Annotated in this window: 21 protein-coding genes and 1 pseudogene; 12 read left to right on the forward strand and 10 right to left on the reverse strand. The window is 63.5% G+C overall.

All coding sequences use genetic code 11. The annotated features are described in order from the left end of the window. Positions 1–129: 129 nt before the first annotated feature. Complete coding sequence (acs, locus tag AC0SZ7_RS10840; protein ID WP_475504400.1) at positions 130–2,085, reverse strand: acetate--CoA ligase; 1,956 nt, start codon at positions 2,083–2,085, stop codon at positions 130–132. A gap of 405 nt (positions 2,086–2,490) precedes the next feature. On the opposite strand from acs, the gene AC0SZ7_RS10845 reads away from it, so the two are divergent. Further along, positions 2,491–2,751, forward strand: coding sequence for a DUF2790 domain-containing protein (locus AC0SZ7_RS10845; RefSeq protein ID WP_475504401.1), 261 nt, complete (start codon positions 2,491–2,493; stop codon positions 2,749–2,751). 94 nt (positions 2,752–2,845) lie between these two features. Here the strand turns inward: AC0SZ7_RS10845 and AC0SZ7_RS10850 are convergent, their stop codons facing one another. After that, complete coding sequence (locus AC0SZ7_RS10850) at positions 2,846–4,408, reverse strand: sigma-54-dependent transcriptional regulator (RefSeq protein WP_475504402.1); 1,563 nt, start codon at positions 4,406–4,408, stop codon at positions 2,846–2,848. A gap of 277 nt (positions 4,409–4,685) precedes the next feature. Here AC0SZ7_RS10850 and phhA point away from each other — a divergent pair, with 277 nt between their 5' ends. The 6 genes from phhA to AC0SZ7_RS10880 all read left to right on the forward strand — a co-directional run bounded on the left by phhA (position 4,686) and on the right by AC0SZ7_RS10880 (position 8,970). Next, positions 4,686–5,471, forward strand: coding sequence for a phenylalanine 4-monooxygenase (gene phhA / locus AC0SZ7_RS10855; RefSeq protein WP_475504403.1), 786 nt, complete (start codon positions 4,686–4,688; stop codon positions 5,469–5,471). A gap of 30 nt (positions 5,472–5,501) precedes the next feature. Further along, positions 5,502–5,858, forward strand: coding sequence for a 4a-hydroxytetrahydrobiopterin dehydratase (locus tag AC0SZ7_RS10860; protein WP_475504404.1), 357 nt, complete (start codon positions 5,502–5,504; stop codon positions 5,856–5,858). Continuing rightward, positions 5,858–7,048, forward strand: a complete 1,191-nt coding sequence (locus tag AC0SZ7_RS10865; protein WP_475504405.1) for an amino acid aminotransferase — start codon at positions 5,858–5,860, stop codon at positions 7,046–7,048. The genes AC0SZ7_RS10860 and AC0SZ7_RS10865 overlap by 1 nt, the downstream gene beginning before the upstream one ends. Positions 7,049–7,267: 219 nt before the next feature. Continuing rightward, entirely contained in the window at positions 7,268–7,396 is a 129-nt protein-coding gene (locus AC0SZ7_RS10870; protein ID WP_475504406.1) for a hypothetical protein, read from the forward strand. A 79-nt stretch (positions 7,397–7,475) separates the two neighbouring features. Then, positions 7,476–7,658, forward strand: coding sequence for a hypothetical protein (locus AC0SZ7_RS10875; protein ID WP_475504407.1), 183 nt, complete (start codon positions 7,476–7,478; stop codon positions 7,656–7,658). A gap of 109 nt (positions 7,659–7,767) precedes the next feature. Next, positions 7,768–8,970 (forward strand): MFS transporter, encoded by a 1,203-nt coding sequence (locus tag AC0SZ7_RS10880; RefSeq protein WP_475504408.1) that lies wholly within the window; start codon positions 7,768–7,770, stop codon positions 8,968–8,970. On the opposite strand, the gene arfB is transcribed toward AC0SZ7_RS10880, so the two are convergent. The 8 genes and pseudogenes from arfB to AC0SZ7_RS10920 form a co-directional block, all read right to left on the reverse strand. Continuing rightward, positions 8,967–9,380: an alternative ribosome rescue aminoacyl-tRNA hydrolase ArfB gene (gene arfB / locus AC0SZ7_RS10885; RefSeq protein ID WP_475504409.1), complete on the reverse strand. Its 414-nt coding sequence runs from the start codon at positions 9,378–9,380 to the stop codon at positions 8,967–8,969. The two genes, AC0SZ7_RS10880 and arfB, sit on opposite strands and share 4 nt — an antisense overlap. A gap of 111 nt (positions 9,381–9,491) precedes the next feature. Next, entirely contained in the window at positions 9,492–10,886 is a 1,395-nt protein-coding gene (locus AC0SZ7_RS10890) for an amino acid permease (protein ID WP_475504410.1), read from the reverse strand. Positions 10,887–11,290: 404 nt separating this feature from the next. After that, positions 11,291–12,478, reverse strand: coding sequence for a 23S rRNA pseudouridine(2605) synthase RluB (gene rluB, locus AC0SZ7_RS10895; protein WP_475504411.1), 1,188 nt, complete (start codon positions 12,476–12,478; stop codon positions 11,291–11,293). Positions 12,479–12,589: 111 nt separating this feature from the next. Continuing rightward, positions 12,590–12,778, reverse strand: coding sequence for a DUF1289 domain-containing protein (locus AC0SZ7_RS10900; RefSeq protein ID WP_475504412.1), 189 nt, complete (start codon positions 12,776–12,778; stop codon positions 12,590–12,592). 9 nt (positions 12,779–12,787) lie between these two features. Continuing rightward, positions 12,788–13,585: pseudogene (scpB, locus tag AC0SZ7_RS10905) on the reverse strand (SMC-Scp complex subunit ScpB); the annotation flags it as partial. Between the two features lie 733 nt (positions 13,586–14,318). Further along, the gene (locus AC0SZ7_RS10910) at positions 14,319–15,017 is read right to left on the reverse strand and encodes a segregation and condensation protein A (RefSeq protein WP_475504619.1); all 699 of its coding nucleotides are present in this window, start codon (positions 15,015–15,017) and stop codon (positions 14,319–14,321) included. Between the two features lie 125 nt (positions 15,018–15,142). Next, a complete protein-coding gene (locus AC0SZ7_RS10915) occupies positions 15,143–15,772 on the reverse strand; it encodes an L-threonylcarbamoyladenylate synthase (protein WP_475504413.1) in 630 nt (209 codons plus the stop codon). Positions 15,773–15,788: 16 nt separating this feature from the next. Continuing rightward, positions 15,789–16,649: a PHP domain-containing protein gene (locus AC0SZ7_RS10920; RefSeq protein ID WP_475504414.1), complete on the reverse strand. Its 861-nt coding sequence runs from the start codon at positions 16,647–16,649 to the stop codon at positions 15,789–15,791. A 67-nt stretch (positions 16,650–16,716) separates the two neighbouring features. Here AC0SZ7_RS10920 and AC0SZ7_RS10925 point away from each other — a divergent pair, with 67 nt between their 5' ends. The 5 genes from AC0SZ7_RS10925 (at position 16,717) to AC0SZ7_RS10945 (ending at position 19,469) form a co-directional block, all read left to right on the forward strand. Continuing rightward, entirely contained in the window at positions 16,717–17,313 is a 597-nt protein-coding gene (locus AC0SZ7_RS10925) for a septation protein A (protein ID WP_475504415.1), read from the forward strand. 1 nt (position 17,314) lies between these two features. Continuing rightward, positions 17,315–17,614, forward strand: a complete 300-nt coding sequence (locus AC0SZ7_RS10930) for a YciI family protein (RefSeq protein ID WP_475504416.1) — start codon at positions 17,315–17,317, stop codon at positions 17,612–17,614. 136 nt (positions 17,615–17,750) lie between these two features. Beyond that, positions 17,751–18,098: an SH3 domain-containing protein gene (locus AC0SZ7_RS10935; RefSeq protein WP_475504417.1), complete on the forward strand. Its 348-nt coding sequence runs from the start codon at positions 17,751–17,753 to the stop codon at positions 18,096–18,098. A gap of 7 nt (positions 18,099–18,105) precedes the next feature. Next, a complete protein-coding gene (locus AC0SZ7_RS10940; RefSeq protein ID WP_475504418.1) occupies positions 18,106–18,783 on the forward strand; it encodes a response regulator transcription factor in 678 nt (225 codons plus the stop codon). Positions 18,784–19,007: 224 nt separating this feature from the next. Next, positions 19,008–19,469, forward strand: a complete 462-nt coding sequence (locus tag AC0SZ7_RS10945; protein ID WP_475504419.1) for an LTXXQ domain protein — start codon at positions 19,008–19,010, stop codon at positions 19,467–19,469. Positions 19,470–19,519 lie beyond the last annotated feature (50 nt).

The raw sequence follows: 19,519 nt of genomic DNA on the forward strand, positions 1-19,519 counted from the left end.
GGGGGGTTGGGGGGGGGGGGGGCCGGGGGGGGGGGGCCCCCCCCCCCCCCCCCCCCCCCCCCCCCCCCCCCACAACCGTTAACGCAGAACCCCGCCAACGGGCGGGGTTCCGGGGTTACCGCAGCAGCCTTACGCCGCCTTCATGCCCTTGTGCGTATCGATCAGGTGCTGCACCACGCCCGGGTCGGCCAGGGTGGAGATATCACCCAGCGCGTCGTACTCGCCGGTGGCGATCTTGCGCAGGATGCGGCGCATGATCTTGCCCGAACGGGTCTTGGGCAGGCCTGGCGCCCACTGGATAACATCCGGCGAGGCAATTGGGCCGATTTCCTTGCGCACCCAGTTCTTCAGTTCCTGGCGCAGGGTCTCGCTGGGCTCCACGCCATGGTTGAGGGTGACGTACACGTAGATGCCCTGGCCCTTGATGTCGTGGGGCACGCCCACCACCGCGGCCTCGGCCACCTTGGGATGGGCAACCATGGCACTTTCGATCTCGGCGGTGCCCATGCGGTGGCCGGACACGTTGAGCACATCATCCACGCGGCCGGTGATCCAGTAGTAGCCATCCTCGTCGCGGCGCGCGCCGTCGCCGGTGAAGTACATGCCGCGGAAGGTCTTGAAGTAGGTGTCGACGAAGCGGTCGTGGTCGCCGTACAGGCTGCGCGACTGGCCCGGCCAGGAGTCGAGGATCACCAGGTTGCCCTCGGCGGCGCCATCGATCAGGTTGCCCAGGTTGTCCACCAGCCCCGGCACCACGCCGAAGAACGGCTTGCTCGCCGAGCCCGGCTTGAGCGCGGTGGCACCCGGCAGCGGGCTGATCAGCACGCCACCGGTCTCGGTCTGCCACCAAGTGTCGACGATCGGGCAGCGTTGCTTGCCCACGGTGTCGTAGTACCAGCCCCAGGCCTCGGGGTTGATCGGCTCGCCCACCGACCCCAGCAGGCGCAGGCTGGAGCCGTCGGCGCCTTCCACGGCGGCGGTGCCTTCGGCCATCATGGCGCGGATGGCGGTTGGCGCGGTGTAGAGGATGTTGACCTTGTGCTTGTCGATGATTTTCGACACGCGGGTGATGTCCGGGTAATTGGGCACGCCTTCGAACAGCAGCGTGGTGGCACCGTTGGCCAGCGGGCCGTAGACGATGTAGCTGTGGCCGGTGACCCAACCGACGTCGGCGGTGCACCAGTAGATTTCACCCGGGCGGTAGTCGAACACCCGCTCATGGGTGAGGGCTGCGTACACCAGGTAGCCACCGGTGGTGTGCAGCACGCCCTTGGGCTTGCCGGTGGAACCGGAGGTGTAGAGGATGAACAGCGGCTCCTCGGCGCCCATTTCTTTCGGCGCGCAGGTGCTGGAAGCCACGTCCAGCAGGGTGTGGTACCAGATGTCGCGGTGGCGGTTCCACTCGATGTCGCCACCGGTGCGCTTGCACACGATGACCTTCTGCACGCTGCTGGTTTCCGGGTTGGTCAGGGCGCGGTCGACGTTGGCCTTGAGCGCGGTCTTCTTGCCGCCACGCAGGCCTTCGTCGGCAGTGATCACTACCTTGGAGCTGCAGTCGATGATGCGCCCGGCCAGGGCCTCGGGCGAGAAGCCGCCAAATACCACCGAATGGATGGCACCGATGCGGGTACAGGCCAGCATGGCCACCACGGCTTCGGGAATCATCGGCATGTAGATGGTGACCACGTCACCGCGGTGCACGTCCTGGCCACGCAGGGCGTTGGCGAACTTGCAGACTTCTTCATGCAGTTCGCGGTAGGTGATGTTGCGGTGCTCGGAGGGGTCGTCGCCTTCCCAGATGATCGCGATCTGGTCGCCGCGTTCGGCCAGGTGCCGGTCCAGGCAGTTGTAGGAGACGTTGAGAGTGCCGTCGGCGAACCACTTGATGTCCACGTGGTGGTCATCGAAAGAGGTCTGCTTGACCTTGGTGAAGGGCTTGATCCAGTCCAGGCGCTGGGCCTGCTCGCGCCAGAAGCCGTCCGGGTTTACCACCGACTGCTGGTACATGGCCTTGTAGGTCGCTTCATCGGTCAGCGTGGTGGCTGCCACCTCGGGACGAACGGGATACAGAGACGCCGCACTCATCTTTCTTACCTCGGAGCTATGTAGTTGTTTTTGTATGACCTCGTTGTAAGGCTATCCGCACGCCGAGGCCATTCGACGATGGTAGTAACCATTACCCTACTCTTTGATGACGCCAAGCGGCAAGGCTCAAGCCCGGGGACGGGCAGGCGCGTCTTTGCGGGAAAAGTCCTCAGCGGAGCCTTTCGAAATTGATTGTTACAGATTCAGATAAAACTGTTTATCAAAACTCTGGCTGTTTAACCCACCGCCATCGCCCTAAAATTCACCTCGCCAACCGGCACTGTGATTAACACACGCAACAGCCCCCACGAAGGCCCGTTAATCCGAATCCAACTTCCGAAGCTACACACGCAGTCCCACAAGGATTGCGTGCCCCCTGACGACCGCATAAAGGTAAACTTTAAAATGAAAGCTTTAATTGTCCTGGCCCTGAGTACTTTCTCGCTGGCAGCCATGGCTGATGAAGTTTCAAACACCGCCAACACTGATGTTCCCGTGGAACATTACAACTATTCACAGCACCTGGACATCGCCAAGGTCATCAGCACCAGCGAAATCCCCAACGTCTGTGAAGTGGTGCCGGCACGCATGACCTATCTGGACTCCACTGGCCAGAAACACATTCTTGAATACCGCGTGATGGGCAATGGTTGCTCCAACGGTTGATTAAGAATGATTGCGGCGCCTCTTGAAGCGTCAAGAGGCTCGCCGTCAAACAGGTGGTTCCATTTCCACAAACCTGCGCAACTTTAATTCCACGTCACTCCGAAGTTTCCCTATTAACTTCATGCTCCCGCAACTTGTTGGCAATCGTCGTGTGCGACACCCCCAGGCGTTTTGCCAATAAACGACTGCTGGGATGCTCGGCATATAAACGCTGCAACACGGCTTTTTCAAAACGCCCGACAATAGTTTGCAAATCCCCTTCCAACGAGAACTCTCCCAACGGCTGGCGCACGCCATAGTCCGGCAGGCGGATGTGCTCGGCTTTCACCCAGCCGCCATCGCACAACGACACGGCCTGGAACAATACGTTTTCCAGCTGCCGCACGTTGCCGGGCCAATGGTAGCGGGCCAGCTTGTCCTTCGCCGCAGGCGCCAGGCGCGGCAGTGGGCAGCCGATCTGGCGGCTGGCCTGGTCGAGGAAGTGCTCCACCAGCGGGTCGAGGCCGTCCATGCACTCGCGCAGTGGCGGAATGTGCAGCGACAGCACGTTGAGGCGGTGGTACAGGTCCTGACGAAATTCGCCACGAGCACACAGCTCCGACAAGTCCACCTGCGTAGCGCAAATCACCCGCACGTCCAGGTACACCTCTTCATCGCTGCCCACACGGCGGAAGCAGCCGTCCTGCAGGAAACGCAGCAGTTTCGCCTGCAGGCGCGGGCTCATCTCCCCTACCCCGTCGAGGAATAGCGTACCGCCAGCAGTCAACTCCAGCAGGCCCAGCTTGCCTTCGGCGCGTGCGCCCTCGAAGGCGCCGGGGCCGTAGCCGAACAGCTCGGTCTCAGCCATGGACTCGGGCAACCCGGCGCAGTTGAGCGCCATCAATGGCGACTGGCCACGCGGGCTGGCCAGGTGGCAGGCGCGGGCCAGCAGCTCCTTGCCGGTGCCGGTCTCGCCCTCGATCAACAGCGGCGCGTCGAGTGGCGCCATGCGCCGCGCTTCGCGTACCACTGCCGCCATCACTTTCGAGCTCTGGAAAATGCTGTCGAAGCCGCGCAGTTCCTGTTTGCGCACATGATAGATGCGCTCGCCGATGCGGTCGGCGCGGTGCAGGGTCAGCACCGCCCCCGCCAGCGCTTCGCTGTCGTCGTGTTCGGACTGCAGCGGGGCGATGTCGGCCAGGAACACGTCACCCCGTACCTTCACCCGCAGGCCGTTGATGCGCGATTTGTTGTCACGCACCAACTGCGGCAAGTCGAAATCCTCGGCGTAGCGCGACAGCGGCATGCCCGGTACCTCGTCCACCCGCACCCCCAGCAACTGCGCGGCGGCGCGGTTGGCGGCGACGATGGAACCGGCCATGTCGATGGACAGCACCGGGAATTCCAGCGCGCCCAACAGCGCATTCAGCTCCATGTGCCGACGCTCGCTGGGCATCAGCCCCACGCGCTTGACGCCAAACACCCCGGCAATGGCTTCGAACTTGGGGCGCAGCGCCTGGAACTGCAGGTTGATCAGGTTGGGGCAGTGCAGGTAGATGGCGTTGCCGTGCTCGCCCCCCACTTCGCCGCGGGCGACGTTGATGCCGTATTCCACCAGCAGGTTGAGGATGTCACGCAGGATGCCGATGCGGTTCTGGCAGTGGACTTTGATGCGCATGTAGAGGCCTGTTTTTTGGCGAGGGGCAAGATATTCGTAAAGAATATGTGACGCCTGGGGCTAACGACAAGACATGGGCGCCGATGAACACGCTAGCCGTAACGAATAGTTTACGAAAAGTGTGGGCTGTGCCTGCGATGCGGGGCGGTAGGTGGGCAGACAGCCATGGGGCGGTGGGCTATCAATGGATCGTGGGGTCTGCGGACGCAGCCTTTGGCAGCTGCTACGGGGATGTGTGCGGGCCCATCTATAATAAAAATGTGCGCTGGAGAACAGCATGAAGCAGACCCACTACGTGGCCCGCGAACCGGATGCTCAGGGGTTCATCCATTACTCTGACACCGAACACGCGGTATGGCACACCCTGGTCAGCCGCCAGCTCAAGCTGGTAGAGGGCCGCGCGTGCCAGGAATACCTGGACGGCATCGAGCAGCTGGCCTTGCCCCATGAGCGCATTCCGCAACTGGCCGAGGTCAACCAGGTGCTGGCGCGCACCACCGGTTGGCAGGTAGCGCGGGTGCCGGCACTTATCCCCTTCCAGACGTTCTTTGAGCTGCTGGCCAGCAAGCGCTTCCCCGTGGCCACCTTCATTCGCACGCCCGAAGAGCTGGATTACCTGCAGGAACCGGACATTTTCCACGAGATATTCGGCCACTGCCCGCTGCTGACCAACCCCTGGTTCGCCGAATTCACCCACACCTACGGCAAATTGGGCTTGGCCGCCAGCAAGGAACAGCGGGTATTCCTGGCGCGCCTGTACTGGATGACCATCGAATTCGGCCTGGTGGACACGCCCCAGGGCCGGCGCATCTACGGCGGCGGCATTCTTTCGTCGCCGAAGGAAACACTCTACAGCCTGTCGGGCAGCCCTGAACATCAGCCCTTCGACCCGCTGGAATGCATGCGCACCCCATACCGCATCGACATCCTGCAGCCGCTGTACTTCGTGCTGCCGGACCTCAAACGGCTGTTCGACCTGGCCCACGAAGACATCATGGCCCTGGTGGCTCGCGCCCAGCAGCTGGGCCTGCACGCGCCGAAATTTCCGCCCAAGGCGGCTTGATTCCCTTTTGACTACTATAAGGAAGCAACCATGAACCCATTGAACCAGGCCCACTGCGAAGCCTGCCGCGCCGACGCCCCGCAGGTCAGCGACGAAGAGCTGCCGGTGCTGCTGCGGCAGATCCCGGACTGGAACATCGAGGTGCGTGACGGCGTCATGCAACTGGAAAAGGTGTGCCTGTTCAAGAACTTCAAACACGCCCTGGCGTTCACCAACGCGGTGGGCGAGATCGCCGAGGCCGAGGGCCACCACCCGGGCCTGCTGACCGAATGGGGCAAGGTCACCGTGACCTGGTGGAGCCATTCGATCAAGGGCCTGCACCGTAATGATTTCATCATGGCCGCCCGCACCGACGACGTCAGCCAGGGGGCCGAGGGGCGCAAATAATGCATTTCCGTGCAATTCCGCGAATTCCTGGCGACTCGATATTGAGCCTGATGGATGCCTACGCCCGCGACCCCAACCCACGCAAATTCGACCTCGGCGTAGGTGTGTACAAGGACGCCCAGGGCCTGACCCCTGTGCTGTCGGCGGTCAAGCAGGCCGAGCGATTTCTGCTCGACCACCAGACCAGCAAGACCTACGTCAGTGGCCACGGCGACCAGGCTTTCGGCCGCCTGGTCAGCGAACTGGTGCTGGGCAAGGACTCGCCCCTGCTGGCCCATGAGCGCGCCGGCGCCACCCAGACCCCAGGCGGCACCGGGGCCCTGCGCCTGGCCGGCGAATTCATCGCCCATTGCCTGCCGGGCAAGGGCATCTGGCTCAGCGACCCGACCTGGCCCATCCACGAAAGCATCTTTGCCGCCGTGGGGCTCAAGGTGAATCACTACCCGTACGTGGGCCGTGACAACCGCCTGGACGTGGAAGCCATGCTGCTGGCACTGGAAGACATTCCACGCGGCGACGTGCTGCTGCTGCACGCCTGCTGCCACAACCCCACCGGCTTCGACCTGCAACACAACGATTGGCACCGGGTGCTGGACGTGGTCAAGCGCCGCGAGCTGCTGCCGTTGATCGACTTCGCCTACCAGGGCTTCGGCGATGGCCTGAGCGAAGATGCCTGGGGCGTGCGGCTGTTCGCCAAGGAATTGCCGGAGTTGCTGGTCACCAACTCCTGCTCGAAGAACTTCGGCCTGTACCGCGAACGTACCGGCGCGCTGATCGTCTGCGCCAGCAACACTGAACAGCTGCTGGACGTGCGCAGCCAGTTGGCCGGCCTGGCGCGCAACCTGTGGTCGACACCGCCCGACCACGGCGCCGCCGTAGTGGCCACCATCCTCGGTGATGCGCAGTTGAGGAGCCTGTGGGCCGATGAGGTTGAGCACATGCGTTCGCGCATCGCCCAGCTGCGTGCGGGCCTGGTGGAAGCACTGGCCCCCCATGGCCTGGCGGCGCGTTTTGCGCACATCGGCGCGCAACGCGGGATGTTTTCCTACACCGGGCTCAGCCCCGAGCAGGTCGACCGCCTGCGCGATGAGCACAGCGTGTACATGGTGCGCTCGGGCCGCGCCAACGTCGCCGGCATCGACGCCAGCCGCCTGGACGAGCTGGCCGCCGCCATCGCCAAGGTGTGTTGAACCTGTGGGAGCTGGCTTGCCAGCGAGTTTTTGGGGGCCTCGAAAAACTCGCTGGCAAGCCAGCTCCCACATTCGGCATCCATGAAAATCCGTTCATTGTGCGACCAATGGCCGCCCCGAAAGTCAGTTTGTCATCCGCAGTGCTGTATCCTGTGCCGGCTTTAACAGCACGCGCTATCCAGCGCCACCCTCAACCTGTAATTGCGAGGAGCGATGACGATGCACGAGATCCCGAACCTGCCATTCCCGAGCCTGCACCAACCCGAGCAGCCTCAACCGCCGCAATCGGCCAGCCAGGCCACTGAAAACGAGGCCGACGAAGCCTTGAGCGCTGATCGCGACGACTAAGCGCCGACAGCAGGTGGTACGATCCCTACGGCGGCCATGCCGCGTGATCGCACCACCTCAGCGCCGAAACGGAGCCCCCATGCAAGAAACCTTCAATGAAGCACAGGCCGCGCAGGTCATCGACACCGCGCAACAGATGATCGACGTCTGGGCCCGCCTTTCCCCGGAAAAACAACGCACTTTGCTGCAACGCTTCGGCACCCAGGAGAACGCCCTGGCGGCCCTGGTAGCCACCCGACTGCTGGCACAGCCGCAGGCTTGAGCCTTCGGCAGGATTAAATCTTGCCGCTGGTCGTGCACTGTGTGGCTCGTCGCCCTATGATAAGCGTCTAGTGTGCTGGCACCCGACACCTATCCCCCTGGAATTCCCAATGTCTTCAAACCCGCGGCCGCTGGCGGTCACGCTGCAAGTCGTTTCCATCGTCCTGTTTACCTTCATCGGTTACCTGAACATCGGCATCCCCCTGGCCGTGCTGCCTGGTTTCGTGCACAACGGCCTGGGCTTCAACGCCGTGATCGCCGGCCTGGTGATCAGCGTGCAGTACCTTGCCACCCTGCTCAGCCGCCCCCACGCCAGCCGTATCATCGACAACCACGGCAGCAAGAAGGCAGTGATCTACGGCCTGTTCGGCTGTGGTGCCAGCGGCCTGTTCATGCTGCTGGCCGCGTTTACCCAGAGCCTGCCCATGGTCAGCCTGGCCAGCCTGTTCGTCGGCCGCCTGGTGCTGGGCAGCGCCGAAAGCCTGGTGGGCTCGGGCTCCATTGGCTGGGGGATCGGCCGCGTGGGTGCGCAGCACACCGCCAAGGTCATCTCCTGGAACGGCATCGCCAGCTACGGCGCCCTGGCCATCGGCGCTCCGGCCGGCGTGCTGCTGGTGCAGCACCTGGGCCTGTGGGCCATGGGCGTGAGCATCCTGCTGCTGGCGGCCATCGGCATCGCCCTGGCCTGGAACAAGACCCCGGCACCTATCGTCGTGGGCGAGCGCATGCCATTCATGCACGTGCTGGGCAAGGTGCTGCCGCACGGCACCGGCCTGGCGCTGGGTGGCATCGGCTTCGGCACCATCGCCACGTTCATCACCCTCTACTACTCCACCAACCATTGGGATAACGCCGCGTTGTCGCTGAGCCTGTTCGGTGGCTGCTTCATCGTCGCGCGGCTGATATTCGGCAACCTGATCAACCGCATCGGCGGCTTCCGCGTGGCCATCGGCTGCATGACCGTGGAAACCGCAGGCTTGCTGCTGCTGTGGCTGGCGCCCAGCGCCGAGCTGGCCATGGCGGGCGCGGCCCTGACCGGCTTTGGCTTCTCGTTGGTATTCCCCGCCCTGGGCGTGGAAGCGGTGAACCTGGTGCCGGCCTCCAGCCGGGGCGCGGCGGTGGGTGCCTACTCGCTGTTCGTCGACCTGTCGCTGGGCATCACCGGCCCGCTGGCTGGGGCAATTGCCGCAGGCTTCGGCTTCAGCTCGATCTTCCTGTTCGCCGGCATCGCCTCGTTCGCCGGCCTGGCGTTGAGCCTGTACCTGTACCGGCAAACGCTGAACCAGCCGCGCCACCCGGACGCCGCGCTTTAAAAGTCGACCTTGCCGCGGCCAGCCTTGATAGCGCCGCGCTTGGTCTTGCCCTCCAGCCGACGGGTTTTCGAACCCAATGTCGGTTTGGTGGGGCGCCGCTTCTTCTCCACTTTCGCCGCATTCACGATCAGCTCACGCAAGCGCTCCAGGGCGTCGGCGCGGTTCTGTTCCTGCGTGCGGTATTGCTGGGCCTTGATCACGATCACGCCTTCGCTGGTAATGCGGCTGTCGCGCAGGGCCAGCAGGCGTTCCTTGTAGAACGGCGGCAAGGAAGAGGCGTTGATGTCGAAGCGCAGGTGCACCGCGCTGGACACCTTGTTGACGTTCTGCCCACCGGCGCCCTGGGCGCGAATGGCGCTCAGCTCGATTTCGGCATCGGGCAGGTGGACGTTGTTGGAGATTTCCAGCATGGGGGAAAGTTTTCGAAGGAGGAAAAGCAAGGACCGTAGCAGCTGCCGCCAGGCTGCGTCAAAAGCCACCGCGGTGGCCCAGAACGCCGCCTGGCGGCAGCTGCTACGGGTTCAACCCAGCGCCAGGGCGGCGCGGCGGTTCTTGGCGCGGTAGGCCAGGTACATCACCACCACCCACACCGGGATGGCGTATACCGAGACGTTGATGCCCGGGATCATCAGCATGATGCCGAGGATGAACAGCACGAACGCCAGGCAAATGTAATTGCCCCATGGGTACCACAGCGCCTTGAACGACGACACGCGGCCGTTGCGCACCTGGTGCTGGCGGAACTTGAGGTGCGAGAAACTGATCATCGCCCAGTTGATCACCAGGGTGGCCACCACCAGCGACATCAGCAGTTCCAGCGCGTCATGCGGCATGAAGTAGTTGAGCAGCACCGCCACCAGGGTCACCGCCGCCGACACCAGGATGGCCCGCACCGGCACGCCGCGCTTGTCCACCTTGGCCAGTGCCGCAGGGGCATCGCCCTGCTCGGCCATGCCCAGCAGCATGCGGCTGTTGCAGTAGGTGCCGCTGTTGTAGACCGACAGCGCCGCGGTCAGTACCACGAAGTTGAGGATGTGCGCCGCAGTGTTGCTGCCCAGCATCGAGAACACCTGCACGAACGGGCTGCCGCTGTAGGCATCGCCGGCGCTGTTCAGGGTTTCCAGCAGGCCGTCCCACGGGGTCAGCGACAGCAGCACTACCAGCGCACCGATGTAGAAGATCAGGATACGGTAGATGACCTGGTTGATGGCCTTGGGGATAACGGTCTTCGGCTGGTCGGCTTCGGCAGCGGTGAAACCGAGCATTTCCAGGCCGCCAAACGAGAACATGATGATCGCCAGCGCCATCACCAGGCCCTTCACGCCATTGGGGAAGAAGCCGCCGTGGTCCCACAGGTTGCTGACCGATGCCTGCGGGCCGCCGTGGCCGCTGACCAGCAGGTAGCTGCCCAGGGCGATCATGCCGACGATAGCCGCCACCTTGATGATGGCGAACCAGAATTCGGCCTCGCCGAACACTTTGACGTTGGCAAGGTTGATGGCGTTGATCATCACGAAGAACACTGCAGCCGAGACCCACGTCGGGATCTCCGGCCACCAGTAGTGCACGTACTTGCCTACTGCGGTCAATTCCGACATGCCCACCAGGATGTACAGCACCCAGCAGTTCCAGCCCGACAGGAAGCCGGCGAAGCCGCCCCAGTACTGGTGCGCGAAGTGGCTGAAGGAGCCGGCCACCGGCTCTTCGACGATCATCTCGCCCAGCTGGCGCATGATCATGAAGGCGATGAAGCCGCAGATGGCGTAGCCGAGGATCATCGAAGGCCCGGCCGACTTGAGCACCCCGGCCGAGCCGAGGAACAGCCCGGTACCGATGGCACCGCCGAGGGCGATCAATTGGATGTGTCGATTTTTCAGGCCACGCTTTAGCTGGCCGGATGAGTCTTGTGCACTCATTGAGTTGGTCACCTGGTTATTTTTATCTGTGACGAAACGGGCCCGCCTCACTCGTGATGAGGCGGTTGACAGGCGCGCGTTAACGCAAGGTGCCACAGTAAAGGGCGCGCATTGTACACGCCGTGCATCTGAGCGCGAGGGGGTGGGGCTGGCAAGGGGGCAAAAAGGCGGGGAATGTTACAATTTAGTGCACAAGTGGCAATATTTCTTTACACCCGAAAAGCTCGCTGGCACGCCAGCTCCCTCATTGCCCCCATGTTCCCTGTGGGAGCTGGCTTGCCAGCGAGCTTTTGGCCGACGCCACGATCGTAAACAAATGTTTACAGCGCGCAACGTCAGTTTTCCACACGCCAGAATGCAAAACGCCAGCCCGAAGGCTGGCGTTTGCAATTCAAGCGCGCTGGTTACTCAGGCTTGGGCTTGCGGCGGGTGACCGGCGCACGCTTGTCCGCGGCTGGGCCACGGCGCTTGCTGTCGTCCGACAGCTTCAGGCCCGGGCGCTGGGCGCCTGGCTTGGCAGGACGCTTGTTCATGTCGGCTGGGCGTTCGGCCACTGCCGAACCACGGCCGTCCTTGCGGGCCGGAGCTTCGCCACGGCGCGGGGCCGGTGCGTCACCACGTGGCTTGCGGGCTGGCCGCTCGCCATCTTCCAGGCGCGGGGCACGCGCTGGGCGCTCGGCCGGGGCACCGTCGTGCGCCGGGCGCAAGGTGCGTACAACGCGCTCGCTGCGGCCCAGCGGGCGCGACGATTTGCGCTGCAGGCGCTCCATCTTGTCCTTGCCCTTGGCGGTCATGGTAGGCATGGCCACCGAGGTCAGGCCCACTTCGGCGCTGAGGATGTCCACTTCGTTCTGGCTCAGTTCGCGCCAGCGGCCCATCGGCAGGTCGGAGTTGAGGAACACCGGGCCGAAACGCACGCGCTTCAGGCGGCTGACCACCAGGCCCTGGGACTCCCACAGGCGACGTACTTCACGGTTGCGGCCTTCCATTACCACGCAGTGGTACCAATGGTTGAAGCCTTCACCACCCGGGGCGATCTGGATGTCGGTGAAACGCGCCGGGCCGTCCTCCAGGATCACGCCGTTCTTCAGGCGCAGCAGCATGTCGTCATCGACTTCACCACGCACGCGCACGGCGTATTCGCGGTCCATCTCGTACGAGGGGTGCATCAGGCGGTTGGCCAGTTCACCGTCGGTGGTGAACATCAGCAGGCCGGTGGTGTTGATGTCCAGGCGGCCAATGTTGATCCAGCGGCCTTCGCGCGGGCGCGGCAGGCGGTCGAACACGGTCGGGCGGCCTTCCGGGTCGTCGCGGGTGCAGATCTCGCCGTCAGGCTTGTTGTAGATGATCACGCGGCGCACGGTTTCCGCCGCTTCTTCGCGCTTGATCACCTTGCCGTCGACGCTGATGGCGTCGTGCAGGTCCACGCGCTGGCCCAGGGTGGCGGCCACGCCGTTGACCTTGATGCGGCCTTCACCGATCCAGGCTTCCACGTCGCGACGCGAGCCGACGCCGATACGGGCCAGGACTTTCTGCAGTTTTTCGCCGGCGGGGCCCATTTCCTGGACTTCTGGCTTGATAGGTTCACTCATCTTTTAGCACCTCCCGGTGTGTGATGTGGGGCGTTCATGTCGCCCGAAGGGTCGCGAATCATACGCGCATGTGCGCCGTTGCGCACCTGAGACTAGTCGAAATAGCGTGGCTTATTTCTTTTTCCGTCGGCCGGTGGCGCCCAGCGCCAGCAAACGCATGTGCGCCTGGGCCAGCGCGTCGCGGCGCTCGCCCTTGTCCAGCTTCTTCCAGCCCTTGATTTCACGCTTGGTGCGCCCGCAGCCCACGCACACGTCATCGTCGAACTTGCAGACACCGATACACGGATCCTTGCTGCTCATGGGCTCTCACTCGTGGCGGGGCTCTTGCTCCTGCTGGCCATCTTCATCTTCCGCCTCGTCGAAGGGGGCCAGCGGCGCATCGAGCAAATCGTCGAAGTCAGTCTTCAGACCCTGTTCCATGCTGTCGAGTTCGGCCAGCAGCGTGTGGAAGCTGGTTTCCTCCTTCGGCGCCTCGCCCTCCTCGCCCGGCTCGGCACTGGCATCCGCCATGGCCTGCAGGTGCGCCGGCACGGGCGGATCATCATCGAGATCGTCGACCACCGGCTCGGGCTCCAGCTCGCGTAGTTCAGCCAGCGGCGGCAGGTCGTCGAGGTTCTTCAGGTTGAAGTGGTCGAGAAACGCCTTGGTGGTGGCGAACATCGCCGGCCGCCCGGGCACTTCGCGGTAGCCCACCACGCGAATCCACTCGCGTTCAAGCAGGGTCTTGGTGATGTTGCTGTTCACCGCCACGCCCCGCACGTCCTCGATCTCACCGCGGGTGATGGGTTGGCGATAGGCAATCAGCGCCAGGGTTTCCAGCAGCGCACGGGAATAGCGCTGCGGGCGCTCTTCCCACAGCCGGCCGACCCAGGGCGCGAACTTTTCGCGGATCTGCAGGCGGTAGCCGGAGGCCACCTCCACCAGCTCGAAGGAGCGGCTGTCGCAGCTTTTGCGCAGCAGCTCCAGGGCCTTCTTGAACACGGCGGGCTCGGGGCGTTCGGGTTCTTCGAACAGCTCGTACAGGCGGTCCAGGGATTGGGGCTTGCCGGAGGCTAGCAGGAAGGCTTCGAGCAGGGACGCCAGCTCGCGGGGTTCGGTTAGGTTCATCTATTGGCTCTTGTTCACAATTCTGATCCAGCGCTCTCTGCTGCTCTTGCCGTTGCTAGTGATCTTGATCTTGATCTTGCTTTGCTTTTGATCTGGCTTTTGATCTCGGCCCCGTTAAGCGCCAGGGCCGACTGGAGGCGTCGATCAACGGGCTGCCCGAAGGGCCGAGGCCGCAGGCCGAAGAGACGGTAACCCGCAGGCTTCTATAGCGGGTGCCGTCTGCCCGTTGAGCGACGCCGGAAGGAGGGGACCCGTAGCGCAGCGGAGGGCCCAAGCAGGGGCGAGCCCTTTTTGCTTCCTTTTTGGGGCGACTGCCAAAAAGGGAGTCGCCGTAAGGGCGAAACGGTCGGTGGTCGCCCCGCGAAAATGGATATGTTCGAAATCGCCGAAGCGGGATACCAAATCTGTGACCATATCCATTACCGAGGGTGATGCAGAATCACCTTTTCGGCCTTACGCCGACTCACTTTTTGTCAAACGCCACAAAAAGTAAGCAAAAAAGGCTTGCCCCTGCTTGGTCCCTCCGCTCCGCTACGGGTCCCCTCCCTCCGGCGTCGCCCAAGCGGCCGACGGCCCGGAATAGAAGCGCCTCCGGTTCCGTCTTCCCCGGCTACGCCGAGGACCGCTCGGCCAACGCCTCCAGTCGGCCCTGGCGCTTTATGGGGCACACAATCAAGATCAAAGGCCGCACGGGATCAAGATCAAAAGCTTGATCGGCGGAGTGACGGTGTTATCACTCCGCTCTTGCGCGGACATGAATCGCCGCAAACGGCTCATTCTGCACCAATTCCACCAACGATTCCTTCACCAACTCCAGAATGGCCATAAAGGTCACCACCACCCCCAACTTGCCCTCTTCCTTGGTAAACAACTCAACAAACGGCACAAAGCCCCCGCCCTTCAACCGCTCCAGCACCTCACTCATGCGTTCACGGGTGGACAACGCCTCGCGGCTCACCTGGTGGCTCTCGAACAGATCCCCCCGCCGCATCACCTCGGCCATGGCCAGCAACACCTCCTCCAGCGCCACGTCGGGCACCAGCTTGCGCACCTTGGCCTGCGGCGCATCCAGCTGCGGTACATGGATGTCGCGGCCCAACCGCTTGAGGCCATCCAGGCTCTCGGCCGCCGCCTTGAACCGTTCGTACTCCTGCAGGCGGCGGATCAGCTCGGCGCGCGGGTCGTCTTCTTCCACCTCGGCCTCGGCCGAACGCGGCAGCAGCATGCGTGACTTGATCTCGGCGAGCATGGCTGCCATCACCAGGTACTCGGCGGCCAGCTCCAGGCGCACGGTTTTCATCAGCTCGACGTAGCCCATGTACTGGCGGGTGATTTCCGCGACGGGAATGTCGAGGATGTCGATGTTCTGCTTGCGAATCAGGTACAGCAGCAGGTCTAGCGGGCCTTCGAAGGCTTCCAGGAATACTTCCAGGGCATCGGGCGGGATGTACAGGTCCACGGGCATTTCCGTGAACGACTGGCCATACACCAGCGCCAGCTGCTCGGGCACACGCGGTTCGTCTACGGCAGGGGTGTTTTCAGCAATGGTCACGCCACTCACGCCTCGGCCATGAACGGCGACGGGTCGCCGCAGCCCACGCGCACCACTTGCGGCTCGCCGTCGGCGAGGTTGATCACCGTGGACGCCGACACGCCGCCAAAGCCGCCATCGATGATCAGGTCGACGTGATGCTCCAGCAGCTGGCGCATCTCGTAGGGGTCGGTCATGGGCAGTGTTTCGCCGGGCATGATCAGGCTGACGCTCATCAGCGGCTCGCCCAGTTCTTCCAGCAGCGCGTGGGAAATGGGGTGGTCGGGCACGCGCAGGCCAATGGTGCGGCGTTTGTCGTGCAGCAACAGCCGCGGCACCTCGCGGGTTGCGTTGAGAATGAAGGTGTAGGGCCCGGGAATGTGCGCCTTCAGCAGGCGGAAGGCACCGGTGTCGATCTTGGCGAACAGGCCCAGTTGCGACAGGTCGCGGCAGATCAGGGTGAAGTTGTGCTTGTCGTCCAGCTTGCGCAGGCGGCGCACGCGCTCAATGGCGCCCTTGTCACCGATCTGGCAACCGATAGCGTAGGAAGAGTCGGTGGGGTAGATCACCACGCCGCCCTTGCGGATGATCTCCACGGCCTGTTTGATCAGGCGCGGCTGAGGGTTTTCCGGATGAATCTGGAAGAATTGACTCACGTTCTCTACCTGTTGGTCAGACGACGAGTGGCTGCTCATGTTTGAACCGGCACCATAAAGGCGGCAAGTCCTCTGGCACGGGTCGGTACACACCGATCTCGGACCAGGCCCCTGGACCATGGAAATCACTGCCGGCGCTGACCAGCAGACCGAACTCACGCGCCAGGATCGACAGGGTGCCCACCTGTTCGGCAGGCTGCATGCCATTCACCACTTCAATTGCCTGGCCACCGGCTTGAATATAGTCGGCAATCAGCTTGCGGCGCTTGCTGCGGGTGAAATCGTAGTGCAGCGGGTGCGCCAGGCTCACCCACGCGCCCGAGGCCCGCAGGGTGCCAACGGTGTCTTCCAGGGTAGGCCAGTGCAACTTGACGTCGCCCAGCTTGCCGGCGCCCAGCCACTTGCGGAAGGCTTCGGCGCGGTCCTTGACGTAGTTCTGGCGCACCAGGAACTCGGCAAAATGCGGGCGCGCCGGAGCGTTGCCGCTGTCGCCCAGTTCCTGCTGGATGGCGCGCGCGCCTTCCAGGGCGCCGGGCATGCCCTTGAGTGCCAGTCGTCGGCTGATTTCCTCGGCACGCAACCAGCGGCCAGTGTGCAGGGCCTCCACTGCGGCGACCAACGGTGGTGCGTCGAGCTCGAAGCCGTACCCCAGCACGTGGATGGTGGCGCCGCCCCAGGTGCAGGACATTTCCACCCCGCTCACCCACTGCATGCCCAGCGCGCGCGTGGCTTCGCGGGCCTCGGGCAGGCCTTCGAGGGTGTCGTGGTCGGTCAGCGCCAGTACCCGCACGCCGTTGGCGTGGGCGCGCGCAGCCAGCTCGGTCGGCGAGAGGGAGCCGTCGGAGGCGGTGCTGTGGCAGTGCAGGTCAACATTCATGTGGTGGCGCTTTCGCTGTCTTTGATGTTTGTTATTATGCCGTCACATCCTGCTTCTGGCTGCCATTGTGAAACAATTCATCGATTTCATCCCGCTGTTCCTGTTTTTCATCGTCTACAAGCTTGACCCGCGCACGGTCGAAGTCGCCGGCCAGCAGGTCACCCTGGGGGGCATCTTCAGCGCTACCGGCGTGCTGATCGCCAGCTCCATCATCGTCTACGGCATCCTGTTCATCACCCAGCGCAAGCTGGAGAAGAGCCAATGGCTGACCCTGGCCGCGTGCCTGGTGTTCGGCAGCCTGACGCTGGCCTTTCACAGCGAGACCTTCCTGAAATGGAAGGCACCGGTGGTCAACTGGCTGTTCGCCCTGGCCTTCACCGGCAGCCATTTCATTGGCGACCGTCTGCTGATCAAGCGCCTGATGGGCCACGCCCTGGCCCTGCCCGATGCCGTGTGGGCACGCCTGAACGTGGCATGGATCGTGTTCTTCCTGTTCAGCGGCGCCGCCAACCTGTTCGTCGCCTTTACCTTCCAGAGCATCTGGGTGGACTTCAAGGTTTTCGGCAGCCTGGGCATGACCCTGCTGTTCCTGGTAGGCCAGGGTATCTACCTGTCCCGCCACCTGCATGACGCAGACACCACCACCCCGAAGACCGAGGACTGACATGCTCTACGCAATCATTGCCACCGACACGCCTGACTCGCTGGAAAAACGCCTGAGCGTACGCCCGGCCCACCTGGCGCGCCTGGAAAAGCTCAAGGATGACGGCCGCCTGGTCCTGGCCGGCCCGCACCCGGCGGTGGACAGCAACGACCCGGGCGCCGCCGGCTTCTCCGGCAGCCTGATCGTGGCCGAGTTCGAATCCCTGGCCGCTGCCCAGGAATGGGCCGGTGCCGACCCGTTCGTGGAAGCCGGCGTGTACGGCGACGTGCTGGTCAAGCCGTTCAAGCAAACCCTGCCGTAACCGCTGACAGTGGGAGCTGGCGTGCCAGTTCCCACAGCTCCCACGACAATTTTGTTTCTTTGTCGCCCCGCATTGCTCATCATTCGCCCATGACTGCCGACAACCTGCCGAACAATCGACAGATTCGGGAGTCTCTATGCGCCAGAGTGTGCTGTTTTCGCTGTTTGTACTGCTCCTGCTCGGTGCCGGCGATGCCCAGGCCGACGAGCCTTCCACGCCCCTGGCGCTGAACGCCGGCAGCCAGGTCAGCGACCTGCAGCAGCGGTTGCAGGACAGCGAGCGGGCACGGGCCGAGCTGAGCCAGGAAAACCAGCGGCTCAAACTGCAATTGCAAGATGCGCAGGGCAAGATGGCCCCGGGCGTGCGACTGCTGACCGAACAACAGCAATGGTTTGTCACCGGTGGTGGTGTAGCCTTGTTGGCTGCCGTGTGCGGTATTTTTATCAGCGGCGGGCGTAGACAACGTCGGCAATGGTTGAACTGAGAGATTCATGAGCGATCTGTTACTGATTGATGATGACGTGGAGCTGTGCGAGCTCCTCAGCAGCTGGTTGAGCCAGGAAGGCTTCGTGGTGCGTGCCTGCCACGATGGCGGCAGTGCCCGCAAGGCCTTGGCCGAACTGTCCCCGGCGGCCGTGGTGCTGGACGTGATGCTGCCCGACGGCAGCGGCCTGGAGCTGCTCAAGCAGCTGCGCAACGAACACCCCGACCTGCCAGTGCTGATGCTGTCGGCGCGTGGCGAGCCGCTGGACCGCATTCTGGGCCTGGAACTGGGCGCCGATGACTACCTGGCCAAGCCCTGCGACCCACGCGAGCTGACCGCACGCCTGCGCGCCGTACTGCGCCGCAGCCACCCCAGCGCCGCCAGCGGCCAGCTGGAGCTGGGCGACCTGTGCTTCAGCCAGGCCCGTGGCGTGGTCACCATCGATGAGCACGACATTACCCTGACCATCTCCGAAAGCCGCCTGCTCGAAGCGCTGCTGCGCCAGCCCGGCGAGCCGCTGGACAAGCAGGAACTGGCGCAGATCGCCCTGGGCCGCAAGCTGACCCTGTACGACCGCAGCCTGGACATGCACGTCAGCAACCTGCGCAAGAAGATCGGCCCGCACGCCGACGGCCGCCCGCGCATCGTCGCCCTGCGCAGCCGCGGCTACTACTACGCCGAGTGATAATTCAACATCGCGTTATCCCCTTCGCGGCCAAGGCCGGCTCCTACGCCGATCGTGTAGGAGCCGGCCTTGGCCGCGATGCGGATGACGCGGTTGATTGTGTAAACCCCCGTCCCAGACGTCTTTACCTAAGCTTTACCGTCCACTGACCGCAGCTGACCTTGATCTCCATAAACTGAGCTCATCCGGTTAATACCACCGGCAACGAGACAAGGAGATTCACCATGCGCAAGACCCTTATGGCTCTGATGTTCGCCGCCGCCCTGCCCACCGTTGCCATGGCTGCACCTGAAGGCGGCGACGGCCCAGGCTTCGGTCCTGGCCCTGGCGGCCCAGGCTTCGGCGGCCCAGGCATGCACCATGAGCGCGGCCCGCGCGACGGCTTCGCCAAGCTGGATCTGAGCCCTGAGCAACGCGAAAAAATCGGCCAACTGATGGGTGAAGAACGCCACATCGACCGCGAAGTGCTGCACAAGTACCTGGAAAAACTGCCAGCAGCCGACCAGAAGGCAATGAAAGACGAAATCGCTGCCAAGCATGACAAGGCCCGCGCCGACATCCGCGCCGTGCTGAACCCGACCCAGCAGAAACAGTTCGACGAAATGAAGAAGAAGCAGGACGAGCGCCGCGCAGAATGGAAGGAATTCCAGGCGTGGAAGGCCCAAAAAGGCCAGAAAGCCCAGTAAGCTTCACCTATCGTTGACCCCCACCCGGCACGCTCACGCGTGTCCGGGCT

This window comes from Pseudomonas sp. JC1203 (assembly GCF_056175065.1).

What these genes read in the sequence shown, in the direction of transcription:
- AC0SZ7_RS10880 (WP_475504408.1), top strand. Translation starts at nt 7,768, where the DNA reads ATGTCTTCAAACCCGCGGCCGCTGGCGGTCACGCTGCAAGTCGTTTCC.
- AC0SZ7_RS10875 (WP_475504407.1), top strand. Translation starts at nt 7,476, where the DNA reads ATGCAAGAAACCTTCAATGAAGCACAGGCCGCGCAGGTCATCGACACC.
- AC0SZ7_RS10930 (WP_475504416.1), top strand. Translation starts at nt 17,315, where the DNA reads ATGCTCTACGCAATCATTGCCACCGACACGCCTGACTCGCTGGAAAAA.
- AC0SZ7_RS10900 (WP_475504412.1), bottom strand. Translation starts at nt 12,778, where the DNA reads ATGAGCAGCAAGGATCCGTGTATCGGTGTCTGCAAGTTCGACGATGAC.
- AC0SZ7_RS10890 (WP_475504410.1), bottom strand. Translation starts at nt 10,886, where the DNA reads ATGAGTGCACAAGACTCATCCGGCCAGCTAAAGCGTGGCCTGAAAAAT.
- AC0SZ7_RS10860 (WP_475504404.1), top strand. Translation starts at nt 5,502, where the DNA reads ATGAACCCATTGAACCAGGCCCACTGCGAAGCCTGCCGCGCCGACGCC.
- AC0SZ7_RS10935 (WP_475504417.1), top strand. Translation starts at nt 17,751, where the DNA reads ATGCGCCAGAGTGTGCTGTTTTCGCTGTTTGTACTGCTCCTGCTCGGT.
- rluB (WP_475504411.1), bottom strand. Translation starts at nt 12,478, where the DNA reads ATGAGTGAACCTATCAAGCCAGAAGTCCAGGAAATGGGCCCCGCCGGC.
- phhA (WP_475504403.1), top strand. Translation starts at nt 4,686, where the DNA reads ATGAAGCAGACCCACTACGTGGCCCGCGAACCGGATGCTCAGGGGTTC.
- AC0SZ7_RS10945 (WP_475504419.1), top strand. Translation starts at nt 19,008, where the DNA reads ATGCGCAAGACCCTTATGGCTCTGATGTTCGCCGCCGCCCTGCCCACC.
- arfB (WP_475504409.1), bottom strand. Translation starts at nt 9,380, where the DNA reads ATGCTGGAAATCTCCAACAACGTCCACCTGCCCGATGCCGAAATCGAG.
- AC0SZ7_RS10850 (WP_475504402.1), bottom strand. Translation starts at nt 4,408, where the DNA reads ATGCGCATCAAAGTCCACTGCCAGAACCGCATCGGCATCCTGCGTGAC.
- AC0SZ7_RS10845 (WP_475504401.1), top strand. Translation starts at nt 2,491, where the DNA reads ATGAAAGCTTTAATTGTCCTGGCCCTGAGTACTTTCTCGCTGGCAGCC.
- AC0SZ7_RS10865 (WP_475504405.1), top strand. Translation starts at nt 5,858, where the DNA reads ATGCATTTCCGTGCAATTCCGCGAATTCCTGGCGACTCGATATTGAGC.
- acs (WP_475504400.1), bottom strand. Translation starts at nt 2,085, where the DNA reads ATGAGTGCGGCGTCTCTGTATCCCGTTCGTCCCGAGGTGGCAGCCACC.
- AC0SZ7_RS10940 (WP_475504418.1), top strand. Translation starts at nt 18,106, where the DNA reads ATGAGCGATCTGTTACTGATTGATGATGACGTGGAGCTGTGCGAGCTC.
- AC0SZ7_RS10920 (WP_475504414.1), bottom strand. Translation starts at nt 16,649, where the DNA reads ATGAATGTTGACCTGCACTGCCACAGCACCGCCTCCGACGGCTCCCTC.
- AC0SZ7_RS10870 (WP_475504406.1), top strand. Translation starts at nt 7,268, where the DNA reads ATGCACGAGATCCCGAACCTGCCATTCCCGAGCCTGCACCAACCCGAG.